We start from the raw sequence: 24,848 nt of genomic DNA, 5'->3' as shown, positions 1-24,848 counted from the left end.
AAATGAAGATGTTATGGCACAGATCACTTTTTTTGAAGAGACAGGCTGCATCGACAACATCAAGCAAAAACAACAACTCATTGAAGCGGGACACACTGTTAGTGCAATCAAAATTACCCGTTATCCCTGGAACAGGGAGGAGCTTTACAGTTTTTTAAAGGATTTGCCGTTAAACGCGTGGTTTCATAATTTTAACAAACTATGTGCAACAGGCAAAGTCGATTTTGAAACATTAAATGAAGCAAAAGCACTGGATATTTTACTCAGAAAACCCCGATGGATCCGGCGTCCGCTGCTGATTATTGATCAGCGGAAGTTGGCGGGCTTCAATGAAAAAGAACTCCACCAGCTGATTGGCTTAAAGACGCAGGAAAGTCAAAAACTCTCTTTTGCCATCAGCAGCATACCGATCGCCAAAGCAAATGAGAAACAAAAGAAAGTGCAGCCTGCATAAACCTTAACCACCAAACCAAACCTTAACAACTATTACGATTCATACCCCTTTGCTCGACATCAAGCCCTTTGCCCGCCAGTTTGATGTTCCCGAACATTCGACAAGCGGATGGCTGGAAAACAAAACCCCTGAACAGGTTCGGGCAGCCCGTTCTGATCAGCGTTTCAAATAAGGGAGCAAAGCGTGGTATCAACAGGATTTTATCTTTTCTTTGTATTCTTTATAATTATCGAATACAAATGACAAACAACATACAGGGCCTGGCACCGAAGGCCGACACCATCATCGTAAATGCAGCGATCTATACAGGCAATCCGCTTCAGCCACATGCCGAAGCCATGGCCATTGCCGGTGAAAGCATACTCCTGCTGGGAACACGAAGTTCTGTTGAAAAGCTGGCAAACAGACAAACCCAAATTATCGATGCAGGAAAGCAATTCATTTGCCCTGGGTTCATCGATGCCCACCTGCACTTTTTTATGGGAGGTTTCAATCTAACTTCGGTTCAGTTGCGCTCTGCTCAAACTCCTGATGAATTCATCCATCGAATAGCAGCCTTTGCCAAGCAAACACCCAAAGGCACCTGGATTACCGGTGGCGAATGGGACCATCACAACTGGGGGGGTACCCTGCCCGACAAATCGTGGATCGACAAGGTAACACCCGACCACCCTGTTTTTATCAGTCGGCTCGACGGGCACATGGCCTTGGCCAACACACTGGCCATGCAAAAGGCAGGAATAGCTGCCCCGGTCACTTTACCTGCCGGAGGTGCCATCGTAAAAAACGAACAAGGTGAACTTAGCGGCATCTTTAAAGACAATGCCATGGCACTGATCAGCCGGCATATTCCACCTTATTCGAAAGAACAAATCGACCAGGCCATCAATGCAGCCATGAATTACCTGGCGGCACAGGGAGTCACTTCGGTTCATCACATGTGGGAATCGTCGGACAGGCCGGAATACTTCGATGCACTGTTACGTGCCCGCGACGAAAAAAAATTGCTTACCCGCATCAGTCACAGCAGCTCTCTCAAAGACCTGCCAAATGAAGCTGCGCATTTTTCTGATTTCAAAGAAGATCACTGGCTGAAAACCGGAGCACTGAAATGGTTTGCCGACGGGTCGCTGGGCTCGCACACAGCTGCCTTCAAACAGCCTTATGCCGATCAGCCCGATGACCGGGGAATACTGGTTTCGACAGAAGAAGAACTATACAACATGGTAAAGCAGGCCGACCTTGCGGGCCGTCAGGTACAGATTCATGCCATTGGAGACGAAGCCGTGGCTCAGGTGCTCGATGCTTATCAGGCAATCGAAGAACAGCATCCTAAGCGCGACCGTCGTTTTCGGATCGAACATGCACAGCACGTGGCTCCTGAAGACCTTGACCGATTTGCCCACTACCAGGTCATTGCCAGTGTACAGCCTTACCAGCTCATTGACGACGGGCGCTGGGCAGAGCAACTCATTGGCAACGAGCGGCTTTCGGGCACCCATGCCTACCGTTCGCTCACCAATGCCGGTGCCCTGCTTGCAGCAGGCAGCGACTGGCCCGTAGCTCCGCCATCGCCACTCAAGGGCATCGATGCAGCGGTGACACGCCGCACCCTCGATGGACTGCATCCCGGGGGTTGGATTCCACAACAGAAAATCACAGTGAAAGAGGCACTGGATGCCTACACCTGCAATGCGGCTTATGCTGCTTTTGAAGAAAAAAATAAAGGATCTTTAGCGCCGGGCAAACTGGCCGATTTTGTAATTCTGAATGAAAATTTGCTGACAAGCAACCCGCTTGACATTAAGGATATAGTGGTAAAGGAAACCTGGCTTGGAGGCCGGAAAATTTATGAAAATAAGTAGTTTCGGAAAGTACAATTTTTGATTTCGTTGCTTAAGGATGTATATTAAAAGGAATTTAAGAATTCACTAAACAATGCGCTTGTGGACCAGGGATTCTATTTTATTGCCATCATGCCCGACGAGGCCTTAAAAGTAAAAGTTAACGAACTGAAGGAAGCATTTAAAACCTCCTATGGGGCTCAGCATGCCCTGAAAACTCCTGCGCACATCACCCTTCAAAAGCCCTTTAGACAAGTGGTGAAACTGGAGCAGAAAATGACAGAGCAACTTGCTGCTTTTGCCTCGCAGCAAAAACCATTTAGAGTTGAACTAAAAGGCTATGGCAGTTTTTCACCAAGAGTTATTTACATTGCAGTGAATAATCCCGATCCGGTTTTGAACCTGCACGCCGGCTTAAAAGACCTACTGATAAAACAACTAAATTTTGAAGTAAATGAAGTGAGTCAGCAACTCAATCCGCACATGACCCTGGCACACCGCGATTTGAGTGCAAGCATGTTTCACAAGGCCTGGAATGAATTCAAAGATCATACTTTCGATGCAACATTTGAGGTCCAAAGTCTTTACCTCCTGAAACACAACGGGAAAAACTGGGATGTTTTTAAGGAATTCCCTTTCTGCCAATAGTGAAAACCAATTTTTCCTTTGTCTTCCCAATAAAACTCCAAAACCAGATAGTGGTAAAGACATCCCGGGCTGTCTTAACAATATCGGCCTAAAATTTGTAATTTGCAGCAAAACATTGTCCGTCGCAATGCAAACGAACGCAAAGGAGCACCGCGGAATGAACAACGAAAATCAATTGTTTCATGACATAAAAAAAGGAAAGCGAAAAAGCTTTGAATTGCTTTTTAAAAGCTACTATGCTCCTTTGTGTGTTTTTGCCCGGCGTTACATCGACGATCCCGACGAGTGCGAAGAACTTGTTCAGTCCTTCTTTTTAAAATTGTGGGAAAACCGAAAAACCATCAACATTACCGGTTCTTTGCCTTCCTACCTGTTTAGCTCGGTACGCAATCGCTGCCTGAACTTCCTGCAGCACCAAAAGGTGAAACGCAATTACCGGGACGAATTGCTGCATGTTCAAAACGAGGATGAATTCAATGATTTTCCGGAGATTGATCTCATGCAGAAAATTGAGAAAGCCATTGAATCATTGCCTCCCAAACGACGAGAAATATTCATTCTGAGCCGCCAGCACGGACTAAAATACCGCGAAATTGCGAACCAACTGAACCTTTCTGTAAAAACAGTGGAGGTACAAATGGGCCATGCGCTCAAACACCTGCGCAGCGAACTGAAAGACTATCACACCCTGTTAATCAGTTTTTCAATTTTCTTATCGAAAAATAACTTCTGAATTCTGCTTGAAAATACAATTTTCTCAAAACCCAATAAGGGTATTTTGCCTTCAGGCTGTCTTAAATACAGAAACAAACAATTAGTATCAGGAAAATGAAGCGGAAACAATGGAAGCTATTGGCAAGTATCCTTAGCGGAGAACCTGTCGGTAAAGAGGAAGAAAAATTCCTGAAAGAAAAACAGGAAGATTCGGAACTGAACCGGATCTATTCAGAAACGGAGCGGGCGCTAAGAAAAGCCGACCGATATTTTGAATACCAAAAATACGATGCAGATAAAGCATGGAGGAAGGTCAACAGTCAGCTTAAAACCAACACCAGAAATCTTTACCACAAATATTTTAAAGTTGCAGCCATTGCAGTGGTGTTGCTGGCAGCTGCCTTTTTTATCAACTATATGACGGGCAAGTCTGAAATGATGAGCATTCAGACTGCTACCAACGATTTCAGCAGGCCACTGATTGAACTCAACGACGGTAGCAGCATCCGGCTTAACCAGGGTTCCTCAATCAGCTATCCCAAAAAATTTGGTAAAAAAGAACGTAAAATACAGCTGCGTGGCGAAGCATTTTTCGAAGTTACTCCCGATAAAGACAAACCCTTTGTAATTGAAACTGTCAATGCGCAAATCAGGGTACTTGGAACTTCGTTTAACGTGAATGCCTATGATGAACAGCAACTAACGGCGGTAACGGTTAAAACCGGTAAGGTTGAACTAAAAAGCAGAAAAAACAATACTGTACCCCCACTGCTGCTCGCTGCCGGGGAGCAGGGTCTTCTTCGTGTTGCTGATGGTCAGCTGAGCAAGCATCACACCAGCGACTATGACAACAGCCTTGCCTGGACCAATCACCAGCTTCGGTTTAACTATACCCCGCTCAACGAAGCCATTCGAACCATCGAAAAAGTTTATGGAGTAAATATACGGCTCGAAGATGGAGTGAATCAGAACCAGCCCATCACCGCCAGTTTTAATCAGCAGAATGTCGAATACATTCTCGATGTGCTGGCGCTCACCCTGCAGCTCGAAGTAAGTACCGAAAATAACGACTACCAGCTAAGTAATAAATAAAAAGTACGGCCATGAAAACACTAACTCAACTCGTATTGATTGCGTTCATCGTATTGATGAATATAAGCAGGGCAAATGCCCAGCAGCCTCAGAACATTCTCGATCAAAACATTTCAATTTTTGCCGAAAATGAACCCCTTGAGGATGTAATCAGAAAAATATGCGATCAGTTCAATCTCGATTTCGATTACAACTCAAAACTCATTAAGGGGAAAAGAATTAACCTCAGCATCTCAAACAAATCGGTACAGGAAGTGCTCAACATGCTCATGAAAGACTACTTTCTGATTTTTGAAATTGAAGATAATCTGCTGGTTGTACGCGACTATGTCCCCATGTCGGAACACATCAATTTTGACAAGTTATACAATCAGCCTTCAACAGGTTTTCTTTTCGAAAACACCAACAAAAAATCGCTCACAATCGATTTCAAACAAATCAGCAACCTGATCATTATTCCCGTGAGCATTAACGGTTCCGACACCATGAATTTCATTCTCGACACGGGTGTAAGAGAACCAATTATTACAGAACTCACACTGGTTGAAGAACTGAATCTGAACTATTTGAAATCGATTGAACTGCGTGGTTTGGGCGGCGAAATGACCACCCAGGCCTACCAGTCGGGCGACAACACGATTACCCTTCCCGGCTTATCTGCCAGTCATCAAAAAATCAACGTAATTCTGGATGAGAACTTTCAGATTTCGCAAATACTGGGCATGCCGGTTCATGGTTTGATTGGTTTCAATTTATTCAAACACTACATTATTAAAGTTGATTACAAAGCGGAAAAAATCCGCTTGTACAAACCACAGTTTTTTAAATACCGGCCCCGAAAAAACGATCTTGTTTTACCCATCACGTTTGTACGCAACAAGCCAATCGTTCATTCCGAAGTAATTCAGGACAACGGCGATGTGGTCCCGGTACAATTGCTGATCGACACAGGAGCCAGTGATGCGCTATGGCTTTCATCGGCCAGCGACAGTGCCCTGCAGGTACCCGAGAACAACATCTACGCATTTCTGGGAGCTGGTTTGGGAGGCGATCTTTTTGGCTATAAAGCCCGCTTAAGTGCCTTGTGGCTTGGCGGACAAGCATTGAGTAATCCCATTGTTTCCTATCCCCAGTCCGATCTCATTAATCAAATTATTACCGGTGAGCACCGGAACGGTTCTATTGGAGGCGAAGTTTTGCGCCGCTTTGAAACCACTTTCGACTACTACAACAAACGACTCATTTTGCGGCCCAACTCCGATGTGAGAGAAAAGTTTTATTACAATATGAGTGGTCTCGAAGTAATCAATCCGGTACCGGGAGTCCCTGTGTACACCATCGACAATGTGATAGAAGGCTCGCCTGCATGGGAAGCCGGCTTCAGGGTCAACGACCAGATTCTCAGTGTCAACTATCAAAATCACAAAGAAATGACCCTGAATGACCTGAACCTCATGCTCCGCCAAAAAGAAGATAAAAAAATAAAAATGACTGTTTTGCGTAACGGAGAAAAGATTACTTCTACCTTTCATTTGAGTGAAGTATTTTAAGATAAAAGGAAAAAACTTGCTTAATTCAGCATAGTGAGAAAAAAAGCGACATATCTGCTGGTTCTGTTTTGCCTTTCTACTGTTTTATTAAAGGCACAATCCGGAAATCCGGGACTCAAGGTTGAAATCACTTTTCAAAGCGATTCCATTACGAAATCTGAGTTACTCGATTCGCTGGCCCGGCGATATGCGCTCCATTTTTCTTACAATCCTGAACTGCTTGAAGCAACAGAAAAAGTGAAGGCTTCGTTTATACAACAACCACTATACAGGATCCTTGACCAGCTCATCGACAGAGAAAAAGTCACCTATAAAGCTTTCGACAATCAAATTGTTCTGTTTCCGCTAAGGCATGAAAACACATTACCTCCCGACCGGAAAACAATCAGGGGAACAATTATCAGTTCCCCCGATCAACAGCCCATACCCTACTGTAATATCACTATCAAAGGGAAAGCCCTGGGTACCATGTCGAATCAAAACGGCAAATTTTCAATCAAACTACCCGAACACCTGTGGACCGACACCCTGGCCTTTTCGGCGCTGGGTTACGAAACCGCTTACCTTGCACCCGACACAACCAGGCAACAGGAATTAACCGTTGTTCTGAATGAAAAAACCTATGCGCTGAAAACAGTCGATGTAGTTAATTACAAAGCTGATTTCCTGCTTGGAAAATTTGACGACAATTATGTTAAAAACTACGAAACCGACTACACCCTTTTCACCACTTTCTATCGCGAACTGACCATCGAGAACGATGCCTACACCGACATCTCCGAAGCCGTATTGCAGGTGATGAAAGCTCCCTACCACAATGAACTACGAAACGATCATGTAAAATTCATTAAGGGCCGCAAAGGTGCCGAAGTGCGCCCTTACAGTGATATTCGCTTTAAACTGCTGGGTGGCCCGTATTACATAACACAGCTGGATGTGGTTAAAAACAACGAAAGTTTTTTAAATGCCGAACTCCGGCACCTTTATGATTTCCATTTCGAGCGCATGACCTTCATTGGCGACCGACAAACTGCAGTTGTGAGCTTTAAACCGGTTTTCAATCTGAGAGACATACTTTTTGAAGGTGAACTTTACATCGACATGGACACCTGGGCCGTTGCCATGATTGAATTTGGCTACACCCGGCAGGGACTCAAAGATGCCCGAAATACGCTTATTCATAAGGAACCCAAAAACACACGAGCCATTCCCACCGAGCTCACCTATACCATTCAGTATAAATTAATCGACGAAAAATGGTACCTGTTATCCGCCCGAAGTTCATTCAAGATAAAAATTAACGACCGGGGAAAAAGAGAAAAAACCAGATTTCACAGTATTTCCGAAATGCTTACCACCAACATCGAAAAAGGTGATTTACAGAAATTCAGCAACAGGGAGATATTTAAGTCGAACGAAGTTTTTACCGATAAGATTGTAAGTTATGATCCTTCATTCTGGGAAGATTACAACATCATAGAACCGGAAGAAGAACTGGTGAAAGCCCTTCGGCTTTTCGATGACAACAATCTCATTATTACCTACAAAAAATAAAGTGCGATATGAATACCAGGAAAACACCCCTACTCCTTCTTTTTACCATACTACTGACTAGCCTAACAGCTCAGGATCAGATGGTAAAAGCGGTCGGTGAAAAACTCGAACACTACCAAAGCGCTTTTCCGCTCAGTAAAACGGTGATCAAAACCGATAAGGACATCTATGCTCCGGGAGAAAAAATCTGGTTCGATATCACCGCATTTAACAGTTTATTAGAGCAGCCGACCGGTAATGAAAGCATTGTGCTTATGTTGAAACAGGAAAGTGGCGAAGTAATTGTAGATGCTAAATACCTTTTACAGGAAGGCAAAGCAGGAGCTTTTCTCACCATTCCCGGTTGGGCCCCCGAGGGCAATGCTTATTTGATAGCCTATCCTCCCCGCACTCTAGTAATCAACGAAGCATCGCTGGCAGCCATTCAACCTGTATTAATCAATGCTCTAAAAAAGAATGATTACCTGCTGAGTGCCCAACTTGATAAAAAGCATTACAAAACAGGAGATGAGGTAAAAATGCAGGTAAAACTGAGCCCCATTTCCCAGCATGCGAAAAAAGAAAAAATCAGCTTTACCCTGTTCGACTACCAGCATGAATTATACAGTATAAAAGAAAACATCGTAGTTGGTCAAACTACTGAATTCAGGTTCAAACTGCCTTCGAACATAGAAAATGGTTTGTTTTTTCAAATTGCAACAACAGGTAAAAACAGTACTGCAAGTAAAAAAGTACCTGTTCGGACCAGTAAAGATCGGCTTAGCATCGAGTTCTTCCCCGAAGGAGAAACCCTGCTGTCGAACACCATTCAGCGCATTACCTACAGAGCCACCGACCCCTTTGGTAAAACGATCGATGTGCATGGTAAAATTGTCGATGCCATGCACAACGAAGTGGGGCTTGGAAAGATGCTGAGCAACGGAGTTGGCATGATTAACCTGATGCCCATGCCCGATCAAAAATATCAGTTTATCGTTCAATCGGACTATGGGAAAGGACAGTCGTTTGACTTGCCCGGAGCGGTAATCGACGGGAGTGCATTCAGCCTTGTAAAAACCGAAGACGCTACCCTGCGTGTCGCCATTAGTAACGGCGGGAAAATGCTTGGTGAGCACCTGACTGTGCTGGCAATTTCAAAGGGAACAATTGTTAATCATTTCAGTTTTGATGCAAAAAACCGCAACTTGTTTTCCATTGCTACAAAAGATCTTCCAACAGGCATCATACAATTTGTGGTGCTCAACAAGCAACTTAAGGTGTTATCGCAACGGCTCATTTACAATATTCCCTACCGTGACATTGATATCTCGATCGCCACGCAGCTTCACCTTAGTCAAAACAATGGTGAAGCCAACATCCAGCTTGATCTGAGCAACTTCATGCAACATTTTGGTCCGGGTACCGTCGATTTGAAAGTAGTTGACCAACAAAACCTTTGCAACAATGAGGTTCAGCCACAGGCTCATTTTCTTGCCTATCCACTGCAAAACACTCCGCCCAAAACAGTACTCGATATTTTTCTTACCAACATCGAACTGATTGCCAACCGCTACAAATACCATAATTTTCAGGATCTGCTCAATGGCGTCGATTACGGGAAAAGCAAAGAAGGCGGACAGCTCAGCGGAACGGTAATCGACAAAAACGGATGCCGGATTCCCAACGCAACCATCATGGTCGATCATCCCAACCATCCTTCACTTGCTTCGGCCAGGAGCGATGAAAACGGGCGCTTCTCCTTCTCAAACATAGGAAAAGCCAAAGAAATGAATATCAAAGCCGTGAGTGAAAATGGGAAGAAAAACTACCTGGTTCAACTTGACCGAAGTTTTGATGAAACCCTCGATGAAATCATGCTCATCCAATCATTCGGTCATAGCAACTGCTATCACAACACCACCAGTCCTGCATATTTCGAACAGAATCAGGAACTGCTGAAAAAAGTTGGCAGCGAAAACAGGGACAAACGACCTGCATCTCCCTCGAATGCACAAAAAATGCTGAGTTCGGGCGCCAGCCTGCTCGATGTAATCAAAATGCTGAAACCCTTCTCCATCGTCAGTAATCAGATTGTTTTTTACGGAAGCACCAATTCGATCAATAATCAGCAGGGAGCACTCATTGTAATCGACGGGCAAAAAATGGGGACCAGTATTTCGGCCCTCGAACAAGTCAATCCTTTCGATGTCGTTTCGGTTAACATCAGCACCAACCCTAGCGACATTCAACGCTACACCGGACTTAATTCCATCGGAATCATCGAGATCAAAACCGGTGGAAGTATGAATTCTGAAAAACAGCGACAAGCAGAAGAAACAGAACACCTTAATTTGAGCTTTCAACAGTCGGACATTGCACCCGACATTTTCCGTTACCACACCACCCTTCATTGGGAAACAGGAATCCCCACTCCACCCGATGGTATCATTTCACGAAATATTCGGATCAGCGAGTTAAAAACAGAATTTGTAATTCAGGTTGAAATCACCTCGGCCGATGGGATCGTTCACCGTCAGCTCAGCACTTTCTCAACCATCGACAACTAGAAAAATACTTCCATCAATTGTTCCACCATTGGGGTGTTGGGCAAAAGCGCTGTAAGCCGTTCGCTGATTGCCTGGTATTCATGCGGGCAGGCAAGCAGGCTTTGAACAAGTTCATTTTGCTTTTTGGTACTTAATCCATCGTTGCTCAACTCCAAATCAACAATATGACCTTTTTCCACCTGAACTTTTACCTTGCTGTTTCCTGCTTCTTTTTCAAAAACATATTTGGGTGAATAGCCAAAATTCCATTCCCACTGGCTGTATTTTTCTGAAACCAGCGCTGCTATCGCTGCTATATCCTTCTTTGAAAGTTGATATACTGCATTATCAGCATGGGCCGACAACATGAAATTCAACAAATGCTGAATAAAATCATTCAGGCTTAAGCGATGTTCCATAAAATCGACAATGTTGGCCACTTTGCTGCGAACCGACTGGATGGCTTTTCCATGAAATGTTCCCGAGTTGTTTTTAAGTGCCTTCGACAGGTGCTCCCGGTTGGCATCGTACAACAAAGTACCGTGGCTTAAAATCCTTTTACGGAATACATGTTCGGCATGACCTGAAACCTTAAATCCATTTACAAAAATATCGTTTCGGGGACTGATTTCAGCCGGAACACCCAACAGCTTCAACACTTCAACAATGGGCTCATTGAACGATTTAAACGAGACCCTGGCAGGATCATCGACCGTTTGATGAAAAGAAAAATTCAGGTTTCCGGGATCATGATACACAGCACCGCCTCCGCTTAAACGCCTGATCACCTTAATGTTGTTTTCAGCAATAAATTTTGGATTGACTTCGGCCATTGCATTCTGATGCTTCCCCACCACAACCGATGGCAGATTTACATACAGCAACAACAAATCGTCGGTGAAATTCCTGAAAAGGTATTCCTCGGCAGCAAGATTAAATTCAGGTTCCTGACCTGGTAATACAATACAGCGCATCTTAATTACTTTTCAATACTTCGGGATTAACAATGTGCGGCATGCTGCCATTCTCGAAAAAGGAGATGATGTTTTGCGCGGCCAAACGAGCCATTTCATTGCGGGTTTCGACTGTTCCCGAACCAATATGCGGCAGTACACATACATTTTCCATGTGCAACAGTTCATTGTCGGGGCTCATGGGTTCGGGGTTGGTAACATCGAGACCCGCTCCCCAAATCGTGCCGCTTTTGAGTGCCGCGATCAAATCTCCCTCATTATGAACCAATCCGCGTGCCGTATTGATGAAAATGGCATTGGGCTTCATTTTCTCAAATGTTTCCTTGTTGAAAATACCTTTCGTGGCCTCCGAGAGGGAGCAATGGACCGAAAGTACGTCGCTTTGCTCCAGCAGGTCATTAAAAGAAACATAAGTTGCATCGAGTTCTTCTTCCGCCTTCCTGTTGGGCTTTCGGTTGTGATAAACCACCTTCATGTTATAGGCGCCTCGACAACGTTTGGCCATCTCAAAACCTATACGTCCCAGGCCAAAAATGCCCAGTGTTTTGTTCTTCAATTCGATACCCAGATTGGCATTGGGTTTGAAATGGGTCCACTTACCATTGATAATTCCTTTATGTAAAAAGAACATTTTTCGTGAGGTGGCGAGCATCAAAGCAAAAGCAACATCAGCCGTTGCATCGGTCAGCACATCGGGAGTAAAGCCAACCGGGATGCCCAGTTCGCTGGCCACATCGAGTGCAATGTTGTCGTAACCAACTGCAAACTGCGAAATCACCTTTAGCTGTGAATTGGCACGAATAAAACCAGCATCGATTTTATCAGACAAGGTGCATAACAATGCATCGTGCGTTTTGGCCTGGCTGTACAATTCTTCCTGTGTTAAAGGCCGATCGCTGCTTTGTGTACTCACTTCAAAACCCGCATCACGCAACATTTCGGCCGCCAGTGGAGGAAAATTGCGGGTAAGCAGAATTCTTTTGCTCATGTTTTCGCTTTAGAAAAATTTAATTTCCTTGTTGTAAATGTCGGACAACAGGTTATTGGCGAGGCGACTGGCTCCAAGGCGGAAAAGTTGTGGGTTCAGCCATTCATCACCCAACACTTCTTTTACAATTGAAAGATAGATCAGTGCATCGTCTGAAGTGACAATTCCACCAGCAGGTTTGAAGCCGATTCTTTCACCCGTTTCCTCAAAATGAAAAGCAATGGCCAAACACATTACATAGGCTGCCATTGGCGTTGCTGCGGGTTCCATTTTCCCGGTGGAGGTTTTAATAAAATCGGCTCCGGCATTGATCGCTAACAGTGAAGCTTTCCAAATGTTCTCGGGTGTTTTCAGCGCTCCGGTTTCGAGGATCACTTTCAGGTGTACGTCGCCCATGGCTGCTTTGATGGCTGCAATGTCGGCATGGGCTTCATTGAACTCGCCGGCTAAAAAATGGCTCAATGCTAAAACAATGTCAATTTCGTCGGCTCCGGCTTTAATGGCCAATTTGGTTTCTTCTACTTTTACTTTCGTGAAGGTCATCGACGAAGGAAAACCTCCCGATACAGCGGCAATATTCACCTCGGGCAGTTGCAGGGTTTCTTCCACTGCTTTTACCATGTTGGGATATACACAAATGGCCGCCACGTTCTCAAGTTCAGGAAATTCGGAAGGAAACTGATTTACTTTTTCGGTAAATGCCCTTACCCGCTCTTCGGTGTCGGTTGAATTCAACGTGGTTAAATCGATCAGAGACAAGGCCAGCTGCTTGTTTTCAAGGGTATTGTGAATTGTACGTGCATTGGTGAGAATGCTGTTCAGGTCGCTTTCTAGCTGACCATGGTCGATATTAAATTTTTCTGTTGTCATAACTATTCATTGTTTTCTTCTTCACTCATAAAACCTATTCTTTTTCGTGCTTTTTAGGAGGCTCAATAAGGTAACGCAAGGCCTGAAAGACTTCTGTAAACTGATGATCAAATTTGGCCTCCAAAATGTCGATGCGCGAAACCAGTTCAGAATAATTTAAAGCCAGTTTTCGCAATGAAACAAAAGCACGCATGATCTCAATATTTACATTGATGGCGGTATCGCTTTTTAAAACACTCGAAAGTATCGCAACACCCTGTTCAGTGAAAACAAAAGGCCCGTACTTTATTGATTTCCAGTCTAAGGTCACAAATTGTGACCTTAATTTACGATATTCCTGCAATGAAATTTCAAACATAAAGTCGGAGGGAAATCGTCCAATATTTCTCCTAACAGCTTGTTTAAGAACCTTGGTTTCTACCCCATAAAGTTCAGCCAAATGAAAATCAAGCATTACCCGTTGGCCCCTCATCTCAAAAATCTTGTTAAAAATTACATCTGGTTCCATGATACAGGGGATTTGGCGATTTATAATTCAGTAAAAGTACAAAATATCAAAAAGCAATTATTTCAGCTTCGGATTATTTTGATGACGGTTTTGATCGCGCCGGGTTTTCTTTTCAACATTTTTCCTTAACGCATCTTCAAGGTCTACTCCCGTTTGGTTGGCCAGACAAATTAAAACCCACAGCACATCGGCCATCTCATCAGCCAGATTTTCGGGATTTTCGCCCTGTTTGAACGACTGGTCACCGAATTTGCGGGCCATGATGCGTGCCAGTTCCCCCACCTCTTCGGTGAGGATGGCCATGTTGGTGAGTTCACTAAAATAGCGAACTCCGATGCTGGTGATCCATTCATCGACCTGTTGCTGGGCTTGTTTAATGGTTAATTCGGACATAGAATCAAAATTAACATTTTATTCTTTGTTTTTTGTGTCAATCCAAATGCTTACCGGACCATCGTTTACCAATTCCACATCCATGTGAGCACCAAACACCCCGGTTTGCACCTTTCGACCTAAAGCCATGGATAGTTGCCCGCAAAATTTCTCATACATGGGAACTGCATAATCAGGTTTGGCAGCATGAATGTACGAAGGCCGGTTGCCCTTTTTTGTTTTAGCATGCAGGGTAAACTGACTCACTACGATAATTTCGCCATTAGTGTCGAGTACTGACCGGTTCATCACGCCATTTTCATCGTCGAAAATGCGCAGTTGCACAATTTTGTTGCAAAGCCATTCGATGTCCTCGCTGGTATCGGCATTTTCAATGCCCAGTAAAACCAATAGTCCATGTCCGATGCTGGCAGTGGTTTTATGTTCGACTGTTACGCTGGCACGGCTTACTTTCTGGATCAATGTACGCATTTCAAGGAATTTGAATTGTTGCCGTCAAAGATAATTGAATAGCCTAAAAAACAAGAAATGATGGCAGGAAGGATGAACTATGCTTTTTCTTATCTCAATGTTCCTTTCTTTCACTCAGACATTTGATGGTGTCAGATCTGTATTTTCGACCAACAGGAATTTTTGTGCCTTCAAGCTCAAGCTCGTAATGTGTAAAAACGGAAACATGTTTCAAATTCACTATATACGACCGATGCACCCTGATCAACGCAGGGTCATTAATTTGTTCTCCCAAGGCTGCAAGGCGCAAATAGCAAACCAGTGACTTATGCCGTAAATGGATTTTCACATAATCGTCGAGGCTTTCAACATAGCGGATATCTTCAATCATGACCTTATGATTTTTCTTGTTCGATTTTACAACAATGAAATCCTGGTTTTCTTCGCGATACCCATTTAAAGACTGAACAGGCTGTTGTTCGAGGAACTTGTTGACAGCTTTAAGAAAGCGGTCGAAGGGAATTGGTTTTAAAAGATAATCCAGTGCATCGAGGTCGAAAGCATCGGCAGCGTAATTACGGAAGGCAGTGGTAAAGATTACCTTTGGCCGATGTTGCATTGAACGGAAAAACTCCATGCCGTTAATACCGGGCATTTGTATATCGAGGAAGAGCAAATCGACGGCTTGGGCATGAAGGACTTTCAAGGCATCGAGGGCGTTGGTGAAAGCCCCAAGCACTTTAAAATCATCGAGCTTCTCAAGGTACGACTGTATCACCCTGATGGCAATCGGTTCATCGTCGATGATGATGCAGTTGTAAGTTGTTTTCGCTTCCATACTTTATTGAATTTCGATGCTTAGCTTAACACTAAAAATACCCTTCGCTTTGTCGAAGGTCAAACTGTGCTTATCGGGATAAAGTAAAACCAGCCGTTCCTTCACATTTTTCAAGCCAATGCCTTTGTTTTCAGAGGAATCGACCGGAACATCAAAACTGTTTTTTACTTCGAAGTGAAGCTCTCTGTCAATGTAAGCTAAGTGTATTCTTATCCAGCTTTTGCCCGATGTTTTGTTGGCACCATGCTTAAAGGCATTCTCAACGAACGAAAACAGCAGTAATGGACTAATTAGCAAGTCTTCGGCCTGATCGGGCAGATCAACTTCCAGCTTCAGCCGCTTGTCGTGCCTGATGGTCTCCAATTCGATATAATTCCTTATAAACTGTATTTCCTCATTCAGCGCTACTTTGTCTTTGTTGCACTTGTAAAGCATATAGTCGAGCAGCGCCGAAAGTTTCAGAATCACTTCAGGTGTGGTATCCGATTTTTCGATCCATAAACCATACAAGTTATTCAGCATGTTGAACAGGAAATGCGGATGGAGCTGCCCTTGCAACAGTTGCAACCTGGCTTCGTTTAACCTGAGCTCTGTTTCGGTTTTGATGCTGTTGATACGATCGCGCTCCATGGTACGGCGGTACGATTCCTGAACAAAATGCACAATGGTGGCAAAAAGAATGATAATGTAGCTGCCCGACAGCAACAAGATAAGATCGGTTTTACCGGGAAAACTGCCACCGACGGCATTAACGGCCACATGCCACAATATCACCACAATACACATCGAGTTGATCCAAACAGAAACAATAAAAGCAAAGAGTAAAAAGTAAAAGAACAAAAACAAACGCCCCTCAAAAAAGTATTTTGGTACAAGGTAACGATTGACAAGTTGGGTCAGCAGAAAGCTCATGGTGCTTAAAACGGCAACAACCATTAGGCGAATGCTCAAATCGTTTTGTTTGTTGCTAAATACCCCAAAAAGCACCAAGGCGGCAAGCAACCAGTAAAAAAGCTGCATTACCCATCTGAACTTTGCAGGCAAATGATTATGTATTTTGTTGAACTCCATTTATACACCAAAGATATTGGCATTTGAGTAAAAAGGAAGCCCTTAAAAGTTTTTTTCGGTCAATGCATCATCTGCCCCCCTTAACAACAAATTGTTGTTTCAAATTCGACCTTGTGTTGCTAAGGGTTGAAACCCGGTTGTTGGCCGAAAAAGTTTTTTGCTTACCTTCCATCGTTTCATTTTTGGTTAATATTAACTAAAAATTTACCGTTATGTTAAGACACTTGTATGAAGGAGGAATTTGGTTCATGCTTCCAATTTATTTAATGTACGCAGTGAACCTGGTGCTGCTGGCCATTTTATTAGCTGGCTATATTCGTAAGCAACAAAGAAAAAATGCAAAAAGAATGTCGGAGGCCATTCTCTTTTTTGGAAGCTTTGCGTTCTTGCTGGGGATTTTAGGACAGGCAATAGGCATTATGCAGGCTTTAGATGCCATTCAGGCAGCCGGCGATGTGTCGTTGGGCTTAATGGCAGGCGGTTTTAAAGTTTCAATGATTGCCCCGATGTATGGCTTTATGCTGTTTATTGTATCGTTTTTAGTTTGGTTTGTTTACCGGTCAATCGGCAGAAAGGCCTAAATTTCAAGACATAGGACAAATTACTGTTTTAGTCCTTATCTTTGCATCGGTCTGTTCATTTAAATGATGAAATATGAATGCATCCGATTCTCGAATGATTACTATTGCTATACTAATTGTAATCACATTTTTCTCCGGATTCAGGCTGGCTAAAACCGGAAAACCTTTTAACAATTTACTGTTAACCAGCCACAAACTAATTAGTCTGGCCTTACTGGTCCTGGCAGTTATCCAGTTTAATTATCTGCAAAAGTTGAATGAAATCAACCTATACCTTTGGATACTGTTTACTGCTGCAGCTGCATTGTTTGTATTGGAAATAATCAGCGGTGCCTTGTTAAGTGCCTACAAAACAGAAAGGCTTGCAGGTCTTGTCCATAAAGTGGTTCCATTTGTTTTGCTTTTGGCCTTTGGACTGCTCTTTTACCTGTCGTACCTGCCAAAGCATGCCTGAGCAAATTGTAAAATCATTGTGATAACCGTAATGATGCAGTCAGCGCGATTGAAATATGAAAAAACTTTTCGGGCAATAAAAAATTGTTTTATATTTGCACACCAATTCAACAAAACGCCCGGATGGCGGAATTGGTAGACGCGCTGGATTCAAAATCCAGTTCCAGCAATGGAGTGTGGGTTCGATTCCCACTCCGGGTACTAAAAAAGGAGATTTCGTTTGAAATCTCCTTTTTTATGCTACAAATTTTATTGCGCATCCACCACGGCAATGGCCGCCATATCAACAATCTCACGCTCTGAGCTCTCCATGTGCAATACATGAATCGAACGAGGAAGCCCCATCAGAACAGGACCAATAATTTCAGCATTTCCAATTTCACGCATCATTTTATAGGCAATATTGCCCGAATTTAGATCGGGGAAAATGAGTGTATTTACTTCGCGCCCGGACAGGCGGGAAAATGGAAACGTTTTGTCCCTGAGTTTGCTGTTCAATGCGAAATTGGCCTGAATCTCCCCATCGACAATAAGGTCGGGATGATCGCGATGCAGACGATCCACTGCAGCTCTTACTTCGGACGGATCGCCATTTCGGACGGAACCGAAATTGGAATAACTAAGCATGGCTATGCGTGGTTCAATGTTGAATTTTTTGAGTTCACGGGCCACCAACAGGGTGGTGTCGACCAGCTGATCGCTTTTACAGTGTTCATTCACGGTAGCATCGGCAAAAAAGAAGGGGCCCTTGCGGGTAAGTACCACATACATCCCGGCAATGTGATGGTATCCGGATTCAACACCAAACAGCTGCAAGGCCGGACGAATGGTTTCGCTGTATTTGTTTCCAAAGCCGGAAAGAAAGGCATCGGCTTCGCCCGCCTCCACCATCATCATTCCAAAATAGTTTTGGTTAAACATCAGCTCACGTGCTTCGTTCAGTGTAAGTCCCTTGCGTTGTCGTTTTTCAAACAGCAGCATGGCAAAGCGCTCTCTCCGCTCTTCCTGCTCATCGGAACGGTAATCAACAATGGGCGCATCGCCCAGATCGATGTTGTAGCGTGCACTTACTTCTTTTATTTTTCTGTCATCACCCAATAAAACCGGGAAGGCAAAACCTTCGTTCATAACGGTACGCACTGCCCTGAGCACTCTTGGATGCGTAGCATCGGCAAAAATGAGGCGGCGGGGATTTTTACGGGCTTTGTCCCTGATGTTCCATAAAAGCTGGTTATCGTAGCCCAGCCGCCTGTCCAGCTCATGCTGGTATTCATCCCAATCGGTGATGATGTGCCTTGCCACACCGCTTTCGATGGCCGCCCTGGCCACGGCCGGAGCCACGCGGGTGATCAGGCGCCGGTCGACCGGCTTGGGAATCAGGTATTCTCTTCCAAAAGTAAGGCTTTTGATATTGTAAGCATCTACAACATACTGCGGAACGGGCTCGCGTGCCAGTTCGGCCAGGGCCTTTACCGCAGCCGTCTTCATGGCTTCGTTAATGGTAGTCGCCTTCACATCGAGTGCCCCTCTGAAAATAAACGGAAAGCCCAGTACATTATTGATCTGATTGGGATAGTCGCTGCGACCTGTGGCCATGATCACATCGCTGCGGGCATCAACGGCGGCTTCATAACTGATTTCGGGTGTCGGGTTGGCCATGGCAAAAACAATGGGATTGGGAGCCATGCTTTTTACCATTTCGGGTGTAACAACATTCCCGACTGAAAGCCCCAGAAACAAATCAGCACCCTTCATGGCATCTTCAAGCGTTTCACAATTTGTGTCTGCAACGAATTGTTGCTTTATTGAATTTAATCCGGTACGCCGTTTATTTAAAACGCCCTTGCTGTCGAGCATGATGACGTTTTCGGCTTTCACCCCCAGGGAGAAGTAGAGCCGGATGCAAGAGACAGCGGCAGCCCCCGCTCCGTTTACTACCACTTTAAGCGTTTCGATGGCCTTGCCGGTAACCTTTAATGCATTCAGTAAAGCTGCACCCGAGATGATGGCTGTTCCGTGCTGATCGTCGTGAAAAACCGGAATATTGAGTGCTTTTTTTAATTCCTCTTCAATTTCGAAACACTCGGGTGCTTTGATATCCTCGAGGTTGATGCCTCCAAATGTAGGAGCTATGGCCTTTACCACCTCTATCAGTTTTTTAGGATCTTTCTCATCTACTTCAATGTCGAACACATCGACATCGGCAAAAACCTTGAATAGCAACCCCTTCCCTTCCATGACCGGTTTTCCTGCCAATGGACCAATATCACCAAGGCCCAGAACAGCTGTTCCATTTGAAACCACTGCTACCAGGTTTCCTTTGGCGGTATAATGGTATACATCGTCAGGATTTTCACTGATTTTAAGACAGGGCTCAGCCACTCCCGGCGTATAGGCAAGCGACAAATCGGTTTGTGTACGGTAGGGTTTGGTAGGAATTACTTCAATCTTACCCGGGCGTCCCTTTGAATGATAATTTAGCGCATCTTCAATCGTAATTTTTTTCATGGTAAAAGGTTTTGATTTCAGCGTGCATACAAATTACAAAAGCAAACGCAGAAAAAACATGCTTTATGCCCATGTTATTGATGATCTATCACTTATCATTAATGCCATGATGATTTTACGAAATGAAAAAGGCCGTTTCAATAGTTTGAAACGGCCTTTCATCATTCTGCGAGGTAGATACTTTATCCGCATTTTGATTGTCCGCAATCCTGGCAGGTTAAACAACCTTCCTGATAGATTACGTTATGAGAGCTGCAGTGGGTACATTGTGCTCCCTCGGCATAAGTACCGTCGGGAATGTATTTTTTCAATGCACGAGCCACTCCGGCTTTCCAGGTATTGATTGATTCGTCGCTGAGCTGCAAACTTGAAACAAGCTCCACTACCTTGTGAATGGGCATGCCATGACGCAGGGTGCCTGAAATCAGTTTTGCATAGTTCCACATTTCGGGGTCGAACTTATGTGAGAGCCCTTCCATGGTAGTTTTGTATCCACGCTTGTTGGTATATTGAAAATCGTAACGGGTTTCTTCTCCTACTTTACGTTTAATAATATTGCCACGCGATACCGAACGGGGAATTAACAGGCCCTCTTCATCGTCGGCCAGACCGGTAAAAATTTCGTAGGGACGTCCGTCGATCAAGCCAACAAAAGCCACCCATTTTTCACGGTTGTTCTGGAAGCGCACTACATCGGCTTCGAGGCTTTCGGGGCGTTTGGTCGGAAAATTGGCAATGTTGGTTTCCTGCTTGCCCTTCTTTTTATCCGAGATCAAAACACCCGAGCGCGATCCTTCGCGGTAAACGGTTACTCCTTTACATCCCGATTTCCAGGCTTCGAGGTACAGTTTGCCCACCAATTCTTCGTTCACATCTTCGGGCAGGTTGATGGTCACACTAATGGAGTGATCGACCCATTTTTGAATGCGCCCCTGCATGCGTACCTTACTGAGCCAGTCAACATCGGCCGAACTGGCACCATGGTATGGTGATTGCTTAATAAGATTGTCAAGTTCTTCCTGCTGGTAACGTTTGTTGAGGGAATGTCCGTTCACTTCCATCCAGGTTTTGAATTTGTGATGAAAAACGGTGTACTCCTCCCAGCTGTCGCCTACTTCATCAACAAAATCGACATGCGTATCCTTGTCGTTGGGGTTCACCTTACGACGGCGTTTGTACACCGGCATAAATACCGGTTCAAGACCCGATGTAGTTTGCGTCATCAAACTGGTGGTACCTGTAGGAGCGATGGTTAGCAAGGCAATATTCCGGCGTCCGTGTTTAACCATTTCGTCGTAAAGCCCTTTGTCTGCTTCCTTGATCCGATTGATGAAAGGATTATTTTTTTCTCTTTCGGCATCATAAATTTTGAAGGCTCCGCGCTCTTTCGCCATCTGCACCGACGAACGATAGGCTTCGAGTGTAATATTTTTATGGATTTCCTCTGAAAAATCGGTTGCAATTTCGCTTCCATACTGCAGTCCCAGTGCGGCTAGCATATCCCCCTCGGCAGTGATGCCAACACCGGTACGACGTCCCTCTTCGGCCTTTTGACGTATATTGTACCAAAGATTCAATTCGGTACGTTTAATTTCTTCACTTTCGGGATCTTTCTTGATTTTCTCAAGAATGCCGTCAATTTTTTCAAGCTCAAGGTCGATGATGTCGTCCATGATGCGCTGAGCCAGACCAACGTGTTTTTTAAACAGATTGAAATCGAAGCGTGCTTCGCTGGTGAATGGCTGCTCAACATAGGAATAGAGATTAACCGCCAACAGACGGCAGCTGTCGTAAGGGCAAAGTGGAATTTCACCGCAAGGATTGGTCGATACGGTACGATATCCCAAATCGGCATAACAATCGGGTACCGACTCACGAATGATGGTATCCCAGAACAGAATGCCCGGTTCGGCCGATTTCCATGCGTTGTGAACTATTTTGTTCCAGATTCTTGAGGCATCGGTCATGCGCTCGAACATGGGTTTTTTACTGTTGGTAGGATAAGCCTGATGGTATTCACTGCCACTTTCGACGGCCTGCATGAATTCATCGTCGATTTTCACCGACACATTGGCTCCGGTGACCTTCCCTTGTTCCATCTTGGCATCGATAAACTGCTCTGAGTCGGGGTGTTTGATCAATACCGAAAGCATAAGGGCTCCTCGTCGTCCATCCTGAGCAACTTCACGTGTTGAGTTCGAGAAACGCTCCATGAAAGGCACCAGTCCGGTTGAAGTAAGGGCTGAGTTCTTCACCGGTGAACCTTTGGGACGGATACTTGATAAATCGTGACCTACTCCGCCACGACGCTTCATCAGCTGAACCTGTTCCTGATCGATTTTCATGATGCCACCGTAAGAATCGGAGTTACCATCGTTTCCAATAACAAAACAGTTGGAGAGCGAGGCCACCTGAAATTCATTTCCGATACCGGTCATGGGACCACCCTGAGGAACGATGTAACGAAAACCTTTCAGCACTTTGTAAAGTTCATCTTCACTCAGTGGATTGGCATACTTGCTTTCGATGCGGGCAATTTCCCGCGCCAAACGACGGTGCATGTCGTCGGGCGTTTTTTCATAGATGTTGCCGTGCGAATCCTTAAGGGCATATTTATTCACCCAGACGCGGGCAGCAAGATCATCACCATTGAAATACTTCAACGATGCCTGAAATGCTTCATCCGATGAATAAATTCGTTTCGTGGCGGCTACAACTTCAAGATTTTTCAGCTCCATAAATACTCTTTCAAAGGGGTTTATCGATTAAATTTTAACTAAGCGAAACACCAGGGATTTTAGTGATATTTCAGTTATCGAAAGTAACACCGGGATGACAAAAAATGTCAACTTGTTTTGTTGAAGTTATTAAAAAGTTATCAACTTTCAGTCGCTTTCAAGCTGATAATGTGATACTTACAAACATAAAATCCGAGGAAAGTTTACCAAAATAGAAAACACTTTAATCAAAACGCTCTATTTTTATACGGCTTTTTTATGAGAATAGCAATAGCTAAAAAACATATTTTGGAAAGAATAACTAACAGAAAGCTGTTCAAAAAACAGTCTTTAGAATTTTGTCGCTTGCCCCAATATTTGCTTTTACATAAGCCGCTGCATTTTCAGAAATCTTACGGGTAGTATCTTCCGATTTTAAAAGATGATTTAACACGGTATTAAAATCTTCGATATTACTAACGGGGAAGGCACAATTTTTTTCTACCAGCGCGACTGCTTCTCGAAAGCGTTCGTAGTTGGGACCAAAAATTACAGGCATGCCATAACAAGCGGCTTCAAGGGTATTGTGAATTCCCACACCAAAACCACCACCAATAATGGCAAGGTAGGCATATTGATACAGCGAGTTGAGCATGCCATAACAATCGATGACCAACACCTGCTTGTCAGACACATTATTTGATGTTGCCTGACTGTAGCGTACAGCAATTCCTTCGAACAGCTTCATAATGCGCTCGATATTGCTATCGTTTACCTCATGAGGGGCAAGCACAACTTTCACACTGGTGTTTTTACGAACAAACTGTCTGATCATTGCTTCTTCGGCTTTCCAGCTACTTCCGACAACAATTAGTTTTTCTCCATTGATGAATTCCTCAAGCAGTTCAATCGGACTGGCACTTTCAACAAGTCGGGCCACCCGATCGAAGCGGGTATCGCCAGCGATGGTATAGTTTTGAACTCCAATTTGCTCAAGCAGCTGAGCGGATGCTTCATTTTGAACAAAGAAATGAGTGGCCAGTTTCAGCAACTTACGATACCACTTTCCATGTGGTTTAAAAAAGAGCTGTTCTTTACGAAAAATAGCCGAAACAAAATAAACAGGTATTTCGTGTTTCTTTAAAACCGATAAATAATTGTACCAATACTCATATTTTACAAAGAAGACTTTGCCCGGATTCACCAGCTTCACAAAACGACGCGCATTCCTGCGGGTGTCGAGCGGAAGATAGGCTACATAATCAACGCCTGAATAGTTTTTGCGTACTTCGTAACCCGAGGGGGAATAAAAGGTCAGCAGAATTTTCAACGTGCTGTCATGTCTTCGAATCTCTTCGATGAGCGGACGCCCCTGTTCAAATTCGCCAAGGGAAGCACAATGCACCCACACAACGTTATCTTTTCCTGCAAACTCGTTTTTAATTTTTTTCAGCTGCCCCTTTCGGCCCTGAACCAGTCGGGCTGCGCGTGGGTTGAACAAAGCTGCCAGTTGTAACATCCAACCAAATAAGTAGATTCCGAGTTGATAGATTAAATGCATTTTCAGAGTTTAGTTTTCGGGCTGATAGCCTTCATCGATTAAGAGATCCGGGGCCATGGAGGCTTGCACTGCGAGGTAGTCGCAGCGCTCGTTCCCGGGAATGTTGGCATGCCCCTTTATCCATACAAATTTCACCTGATGCCTGGGATAAACCTTCAGGAAACGCTTCCACAAATCGGCATTCTTCTTTCCCTTAAAGTCTTTCTTCACCCAGGAGAAAAGCCATCCTTTGGTCACTGCATCGGCTACATATTTTGAGTCGGTATAAACAGTCACCTCACATTTTTCAGCTTTCAGTGCTTCGAGTGCAACAATCACAGCCAGTAATTCCATCCGGTTATTGGTAGTACATGCAAATCCCTGCGAAAGTTCCTTGCGATGTCCTCCCGACATTAGCACCACGCCGTAACCTCCCGGTCCGGGATTTCCGCTTGATGCCCCATCGGTATATATAATGACTTTGTGCGACATGCTGTTACCTGATGAAAAAAAAAATTTGCCCGCCATTTGGGGCAGGCAAATTTATTAAAAAAGAGTTGTTATTTCATACCATCA

Annotated in this window: 22 protein-coding genes and 1 tRNA gene; 11 read left to right on the top strand and 12 right to left on the bottom strand. The window is 44.3% G+C overall.

What is annotated here, in order from left to right:
• The first annotated feature begins 13 nt into the window (after positions 1–13).
• The 8 genes from FHS86_RS03210 to FHS86_RS03175 all read left to right on the top strand — a co-directional run bounded on the left by FHS86_RS03210 (position 14) and on the right by FHS86_RS03175 (position 10,402).
• Positions 14–454, top strand: a complete 441-nt coding sequence (locus FHS86_RS03210; protein WP_429411076.1) for an ArsC/Spx/MgsR family protein — start codon at positions 14–16, stop codon at positions 452–454.
• A gap of 239 nt (positions 455–693) precedes the next feature.
• Positions 694–2,319, top strand: a complete 1,626-nt coding sequence (locus FHS86_RS03205) for an amidohydrolase (RefSeq protein ID WP_429411074.1) — start codon at positions 694–696, stop codon at positions 2,317–2,319.
• An 81-nt stretch (positions 2,320–2,400) separates the two neighbouring features.
• Positions 2,401–2,946 (top strand): 2'-5' RNA ligase family protein, encoded by a 546-nt coding sequence (locus FHS86_RS03200; protein ID WP_429411072.1) that lies wholly within the window; start codon positions 2,401–2,403, stop codon positions 2,944–2,946.
• Positions 2,947–3,073: 127 nt separating this feature from the next.
• Positions 3,074–3,679, top strand: a complete 606-nt coding sequence (locus FHS86_RS03195; protein ID WP_429411070.1) for an RNA polymerase sigma-70 factor — start codon at positions 3,074–3,076, stop codon at positions 3,677–3,679.
• Between the two features lie 95 nt (positions 3,680–3,774).
• A complete protein-coding gene (locus FHS86_RS03190; protein WP_429411068.1) occupies positions 3,775–4,752 on the top strand; it encodes a FecR family protein in 978 nt (325 codons plus the stop codon).
• Between the two features lie 11 nt (positions 4,753–4,763).
• On the top strand, positions 4,764–6,302 hold the full coding sequence (locus FHS86_RS03185; protein WP_429411066.1) for an aspartyl protease family protein: 1,539 nt from the start codon (positions 4,764–4,766) through the stop codon (positions 6,300–6,302).
• A 33-nt stretch (positions 6,303–6,335) separates the two neighbouring features.
• Positions 6,336–7,856: a carboxypeptidase-like regulatory domain-containing protein gene (locus FHS86_RS03180; protein ID WP_429411064.1), complete on the top strand. Its 1,521-nt coding sequence runs from the start codon at positions 6,336–6,338 to the stop codon at positions 7,854–7,856.
• Between the two features lie 8 nt (positions 7,857–7,864).
• Positions 7,865–10,402, top strand: a complete 2,538-nt coding sequence (locus FHS86_RS03175; RefSeq protein WP_429411062.1) for a carboxypeptidase regulatory-like domain-containing protein — start codon at positions 7,865–7,867, stop codon at positions 10,400–10,402.
• Here FHS86_RS03175 and FHS86_RS03170 read toward each other — a convergent pair.
• The 8 genes from FHS86_RS03170 to FHS86_RS03135 form a co-directional block, all read right to left on the bottom strand.
• Positions 10,399–11,355 (bottom strand): lipoate--protein ligase, encoded by a 957-nt coding sequence (locus FHS86_RS03170; protein WP_429411060.1) that lies wholly within the window; start codon positions 11,353–11,355, stop codon positions 10,399–10,401. The genes FHS86_RS03175 and FHS86_RS03170 overlap by 4 nt on opposite strands.
• 1 nt (position 11,356) lies before the next feature.
• Positions 11,357–12,343 carry a 2-hydroxyacid dehydrogenase gene (locus tag FHS86_RS03165; protein ID WP_429411059.1) on the bottom strand — a complete coding sequence of 329 codons (987 nt, stop codon included), beginning with the start codon at positions 12,341–12,343 and terminating at the stop codon, positions 11,357–11,359.
• A 9-nt stretch (positions 12,344–12,352) separates the two neighbouring features.
• Complete coding sequence (gene deoC, locus FHS86_RS03160) at positions 12,353–13,213, bottom strand: deoxyribose-phosphate aldolase (RefSeq protein ID WP_429411057.1); 861 nt, start codon at positions 13,211–13,213, stop codon at positions 12,353–12,355.
• 34 nt (positions 13,214–13,247) lie between these two features.
• On the bottom strand, positions 13,248–13,721 hold the full coding sequence (locus FHS86_RS03155) for an ORF6N domain-containing protein (RefSeq protein WP_429411055.1): 474 nt from the start codon (positions 13,719–13,721) through the stop codon (positions 13,248–13,250).
• A 57-nt stretch (positions 13,722–13,778) separates the two neighbouring features.
• On the bottom strand, positions 13,779–14,114 hold the full coding sequence (locus tag FHS86_RS03150) for a nucleotide pyrophosphohydrolase (protein WP_429411053.1): 336 nt from the start codon (positions 14,112–14,114) through the stop codon (positions 13,779–13,781).
• A gap of 18 nt (positions 14,115–14,132) precedes the next feature.
• Positions 14,133–14,585 (bottom strand): D-aminoacyl-tRNA deacylase, encoded by a 453-nt coding sequence (dtd, locus tag FHS86_RS03145; RefSeq protein ID WP_429411051.1) that lies wholly within the window; start codon positions 14,583–14,585, stop codon positions 14,133–14,135.
• Positions 14,586–14,679: 94 nt separating this feature from the next.
• The gene (locus FHS86_RS03140; protein WP_429411049.1) at positions 14,680–15,402 is read right to left on the bottom strand and encodes a LytR/AlgR family response regulator transcription factor; all 723 of its coding nucleotides are present in this window, start codon (positions 15,400–15,402) and stop codon (positions 14,680–14,682) included.
• Between the two features lie 3 nt (positions 15,403–15,405).
• On the bottom strand, positions 15,406–16,422 hold the full coding sequence (locus FHS86_RS03135) for a sensor histidine kinase (RefSeq protein ID WP_429411047.1): 1,017 nt from the start codon (positions 16,420–16,422) through the stop codon (positions 15,406–15,408).
• Positions 16,423–16,685: 263 nt separating this feature from the next.
• Between FHS86_RS03135 and FHS86_RS03130 the strand changes: the two genes are divergently transcribed.
• The 3 genes from FHS86_RS03130 to FHS86_RS03120 all read left to right on the top strand — a co-directional run bounded on the left by FHS86_RS03130 (position 16,686) and on the right by FHS86_RS03120 (position 17,708).
• On the top strand, positions 16,686–17,054 hold the full coding sequence (locus tag FHS86_RS03130; protein ID WP_429411045.1) for a MotA/TolQ/ExbB proton channel family protein: 369 nt from the start codon (positions 16,686–16,688) through the stop codon (positions 17,052–17,054).
• 73 nt (positions 17,055–17,127) lie between these two features.
• Entirely contained in the window at positions 17,128–17,508 is a 381-nt protein-coding gene (locus FHS86_RS03125) for a hypothetical protein (RefSeq protein ID WP_429411043.1), read from the top strand.
• Positions 17,509–17,624: 116 nt separating this feature from the next.
• A tRNA-Leu gene (locus tag FHS86_RS03120) sits at positions 17,625–17,708 on the top strand.
• A 48-nt stretch (positions 17,709–17,756) separates the two neighbouring features.
• On the opposite strand, the gene FHS86_RS03115 is transcribed toward FHS86_RS03120, so the two are convergent.
• The 4 genes from FHS86_RS03115 to rnhA form a co-directional block, all read right to left on the bottom strand.
• Entirely contained in the window at positions 17,757–20,015 is a 2,259-nt protein-coding gene (locus FHS86_RS03115; protein WP_429411041.1) for an NADP-dependent malic enzyme, read from the bottom strand.
• Between the two features lie 182 nt (positions 20,016–20,197).
• Complete coding sequence (locus tag FHS86_RS03110) at positions 20,198–22,753, bottom strand: adenosylcobalamin-dependent ribonucleoside-diphosphate reductase (RefSeq protein WP_429411039.1); 2,556 nt, start codon at positions 22,751–22,753, stop codon at positions 20,198–20,200.
• 316 nt (positions 22,754–23,069) lie between these two features.
• A complete protein-coding gene (locus FHS86_RS03105; protein ID WP_429411037.1) occupies positions 23,070–24,293 on the bottom strand; it encodes a 3-deoxy-D-manno-octulosonic acid transferase in 1,224 nt (407 codons plus the stop codon).
• A gap of 9 nt (positions 24,294–24,302) precedes the next feature.
• Positions 24,303–24,764 (bottom strand): ribonuclease HI, encoded by a 462-nt coding sequence (gene rnhA / locus FHS86_RS03100; protein ID WP_429411035.1) that lies wholly within the window; start codon positions 24,762–24,764, stop codon positions 24,303–24,305.
• Positions 24,765–24,848: the final 84 nt, after the last annotated feature.

This window comes from Roseimarinus sediminis (assembly GCF_050433125.1).
In the GTDB taxonomy this organism is placed as follows: Bacteria; Bacteroidota; Bacteroidia; order Bacteroidales; family Prolixibacteraceae; genus Roseimarinus; species Roseimarinus sediminis.
The sequence above is the reverse complement of the archived record's forward strand: the minus strand, read 5'-3'. Positions and strand labels throughout refer to the sequence as shown.

Bases quoted from the DNA above. Each gene is read 5' to 3' on its own strand.
- FHS86_RS03210 (WP_429411076.1), top strand. From the start codon at position 14: ATGGCACAGATCACTTTTTTTGAAGAGACAGGCTGCATCGACAACATC.
- FHS86_RS03205 (WP_429411074.1), top strand. From the start codon at position 694: ATGACAAACAACATACAGGGCCTGGCACCGAAGGCCGACACCATCATC.
- FHS86_RS03195 (WP_429411070.1), top strand. From the start codon at position 3,074: ATGCAAACGAACGCAAAGGAGCACCGCGGAATGAACAACGAAAATCAA.
- FHS86_RS03190 (WP_429411068.1), top strand. From the start codon at position 3,775: ATGAAGCGGAAACAATGGAAGCTATTGGCAAGTATCCTTAGCGGAGAA.
- FHS86_RS03185 (WP_429411066.1), top strand. From the start codon at position 4,764: ATGAAAACACTAACTCAACTCGTATTGATTGCGTTCATCGTATTGATG.
- FHS86_RS03175 (WP_429411062.1), top strand. From the start codon at position 7,865: ATGAATACCAGGAAAACACCCCTACTCCTTCTTTTTACCATACTACTG.
- FHS86_RS03170 (WP_429411060.1), bottom strand. From the start codon at position 11,355: ATGCGCTGTATTGTATTACCAGGTCAGGAACCTGAATTTAATCTTGCT.
- FHS86_RS03165 (WP_429411059.1), bottom strand. From the start codon at position 12,343: ATGAGCAAAAGAATTCTGCTTACCCGCAATTTTCCTCCACTGGCGGCC.
- deoC (WP_429411057.1), bottom strand. From the start codon at position 13,213: ATGACAACAGAAAAATTTAATATCGACCATGGTCAGCTAGAAAGCGAC.
- FHS86_RS03155 (WP_429411055.1), bottom strand. From the start codon at position 13,721: ATGGAACCAGATGTAATTTTTAACAAGATTTTTGAGATGAGGGGCCAA.
- FHS86_RS03150 (WP_429411053.1), bottom strand. From the start codon at position 14,114: ATGTCCGAATTAACCATTAAACAAGCCCAGCAACAGGTCGATGAATGG.
- dtd (WP_429411051.1), bottom strand. From the start codon at position 14,585: ATGCGTACATTGATCCAGAAAGTAAGCCGTGCCAGCGTAACAGTCGAA.
- FHS86_RS03140 (WP_429411049.1), bottom strand. From the start codon at position 15,402: ATGGAAGCGAAAACAACTTACAACTGCATCATCATCGACGATGAACCG.
- FHS86_RS03135 (WP_429411047.1), bottom strand. From the start codon at position 16,422: ATGCAGCTTTTTTACTGGTTGCTTGCCGCCTTGGTGCTTTTTGGGGTA.
- FHS86_RS03130 (WP_429411045.1), top strand. From the start codon at position 16,686: ATGTTAAGACACTTGTATGAAGGAGGAATTTGGTTCATGCTTCCAATT.
- FHS86_RS03125 (WP_429411043.1), top strand. From the start codon at position 17,128: ATGAATGCATCCGATTCTCGAATGATTACTATTGCTATACTAATTGTA.
- FHS86_RS03115 (WP_429411041.1), bottom strand. From the start codon at position 20,015: ATGAAAAAAATTACGATTGAAGATGCGCTAAATTATCATTCAAAGGGA.
- FHS86_RS03110 (WP_429411039.1), bottom strand. From the start codon at position 22,753: ATGGAGCTGAAAAATCTTGAAGTTGTAGCCGCCACGAAACGAATTTAT.
- FHS86_RS03105 (WP_429411037.1), bottom strand. From the start codon at position 24,293: ATGCATTTAATCTATCAACTCGGAATCTACTTATTTGGTTGGATGTTA.
- rnhA (WP_429411035.1), bottom strand. From the start codon at position 24,764: ATGTCGCACAAAGTCATTATATATACCGATGGGGCATCAAGCGGAAAT.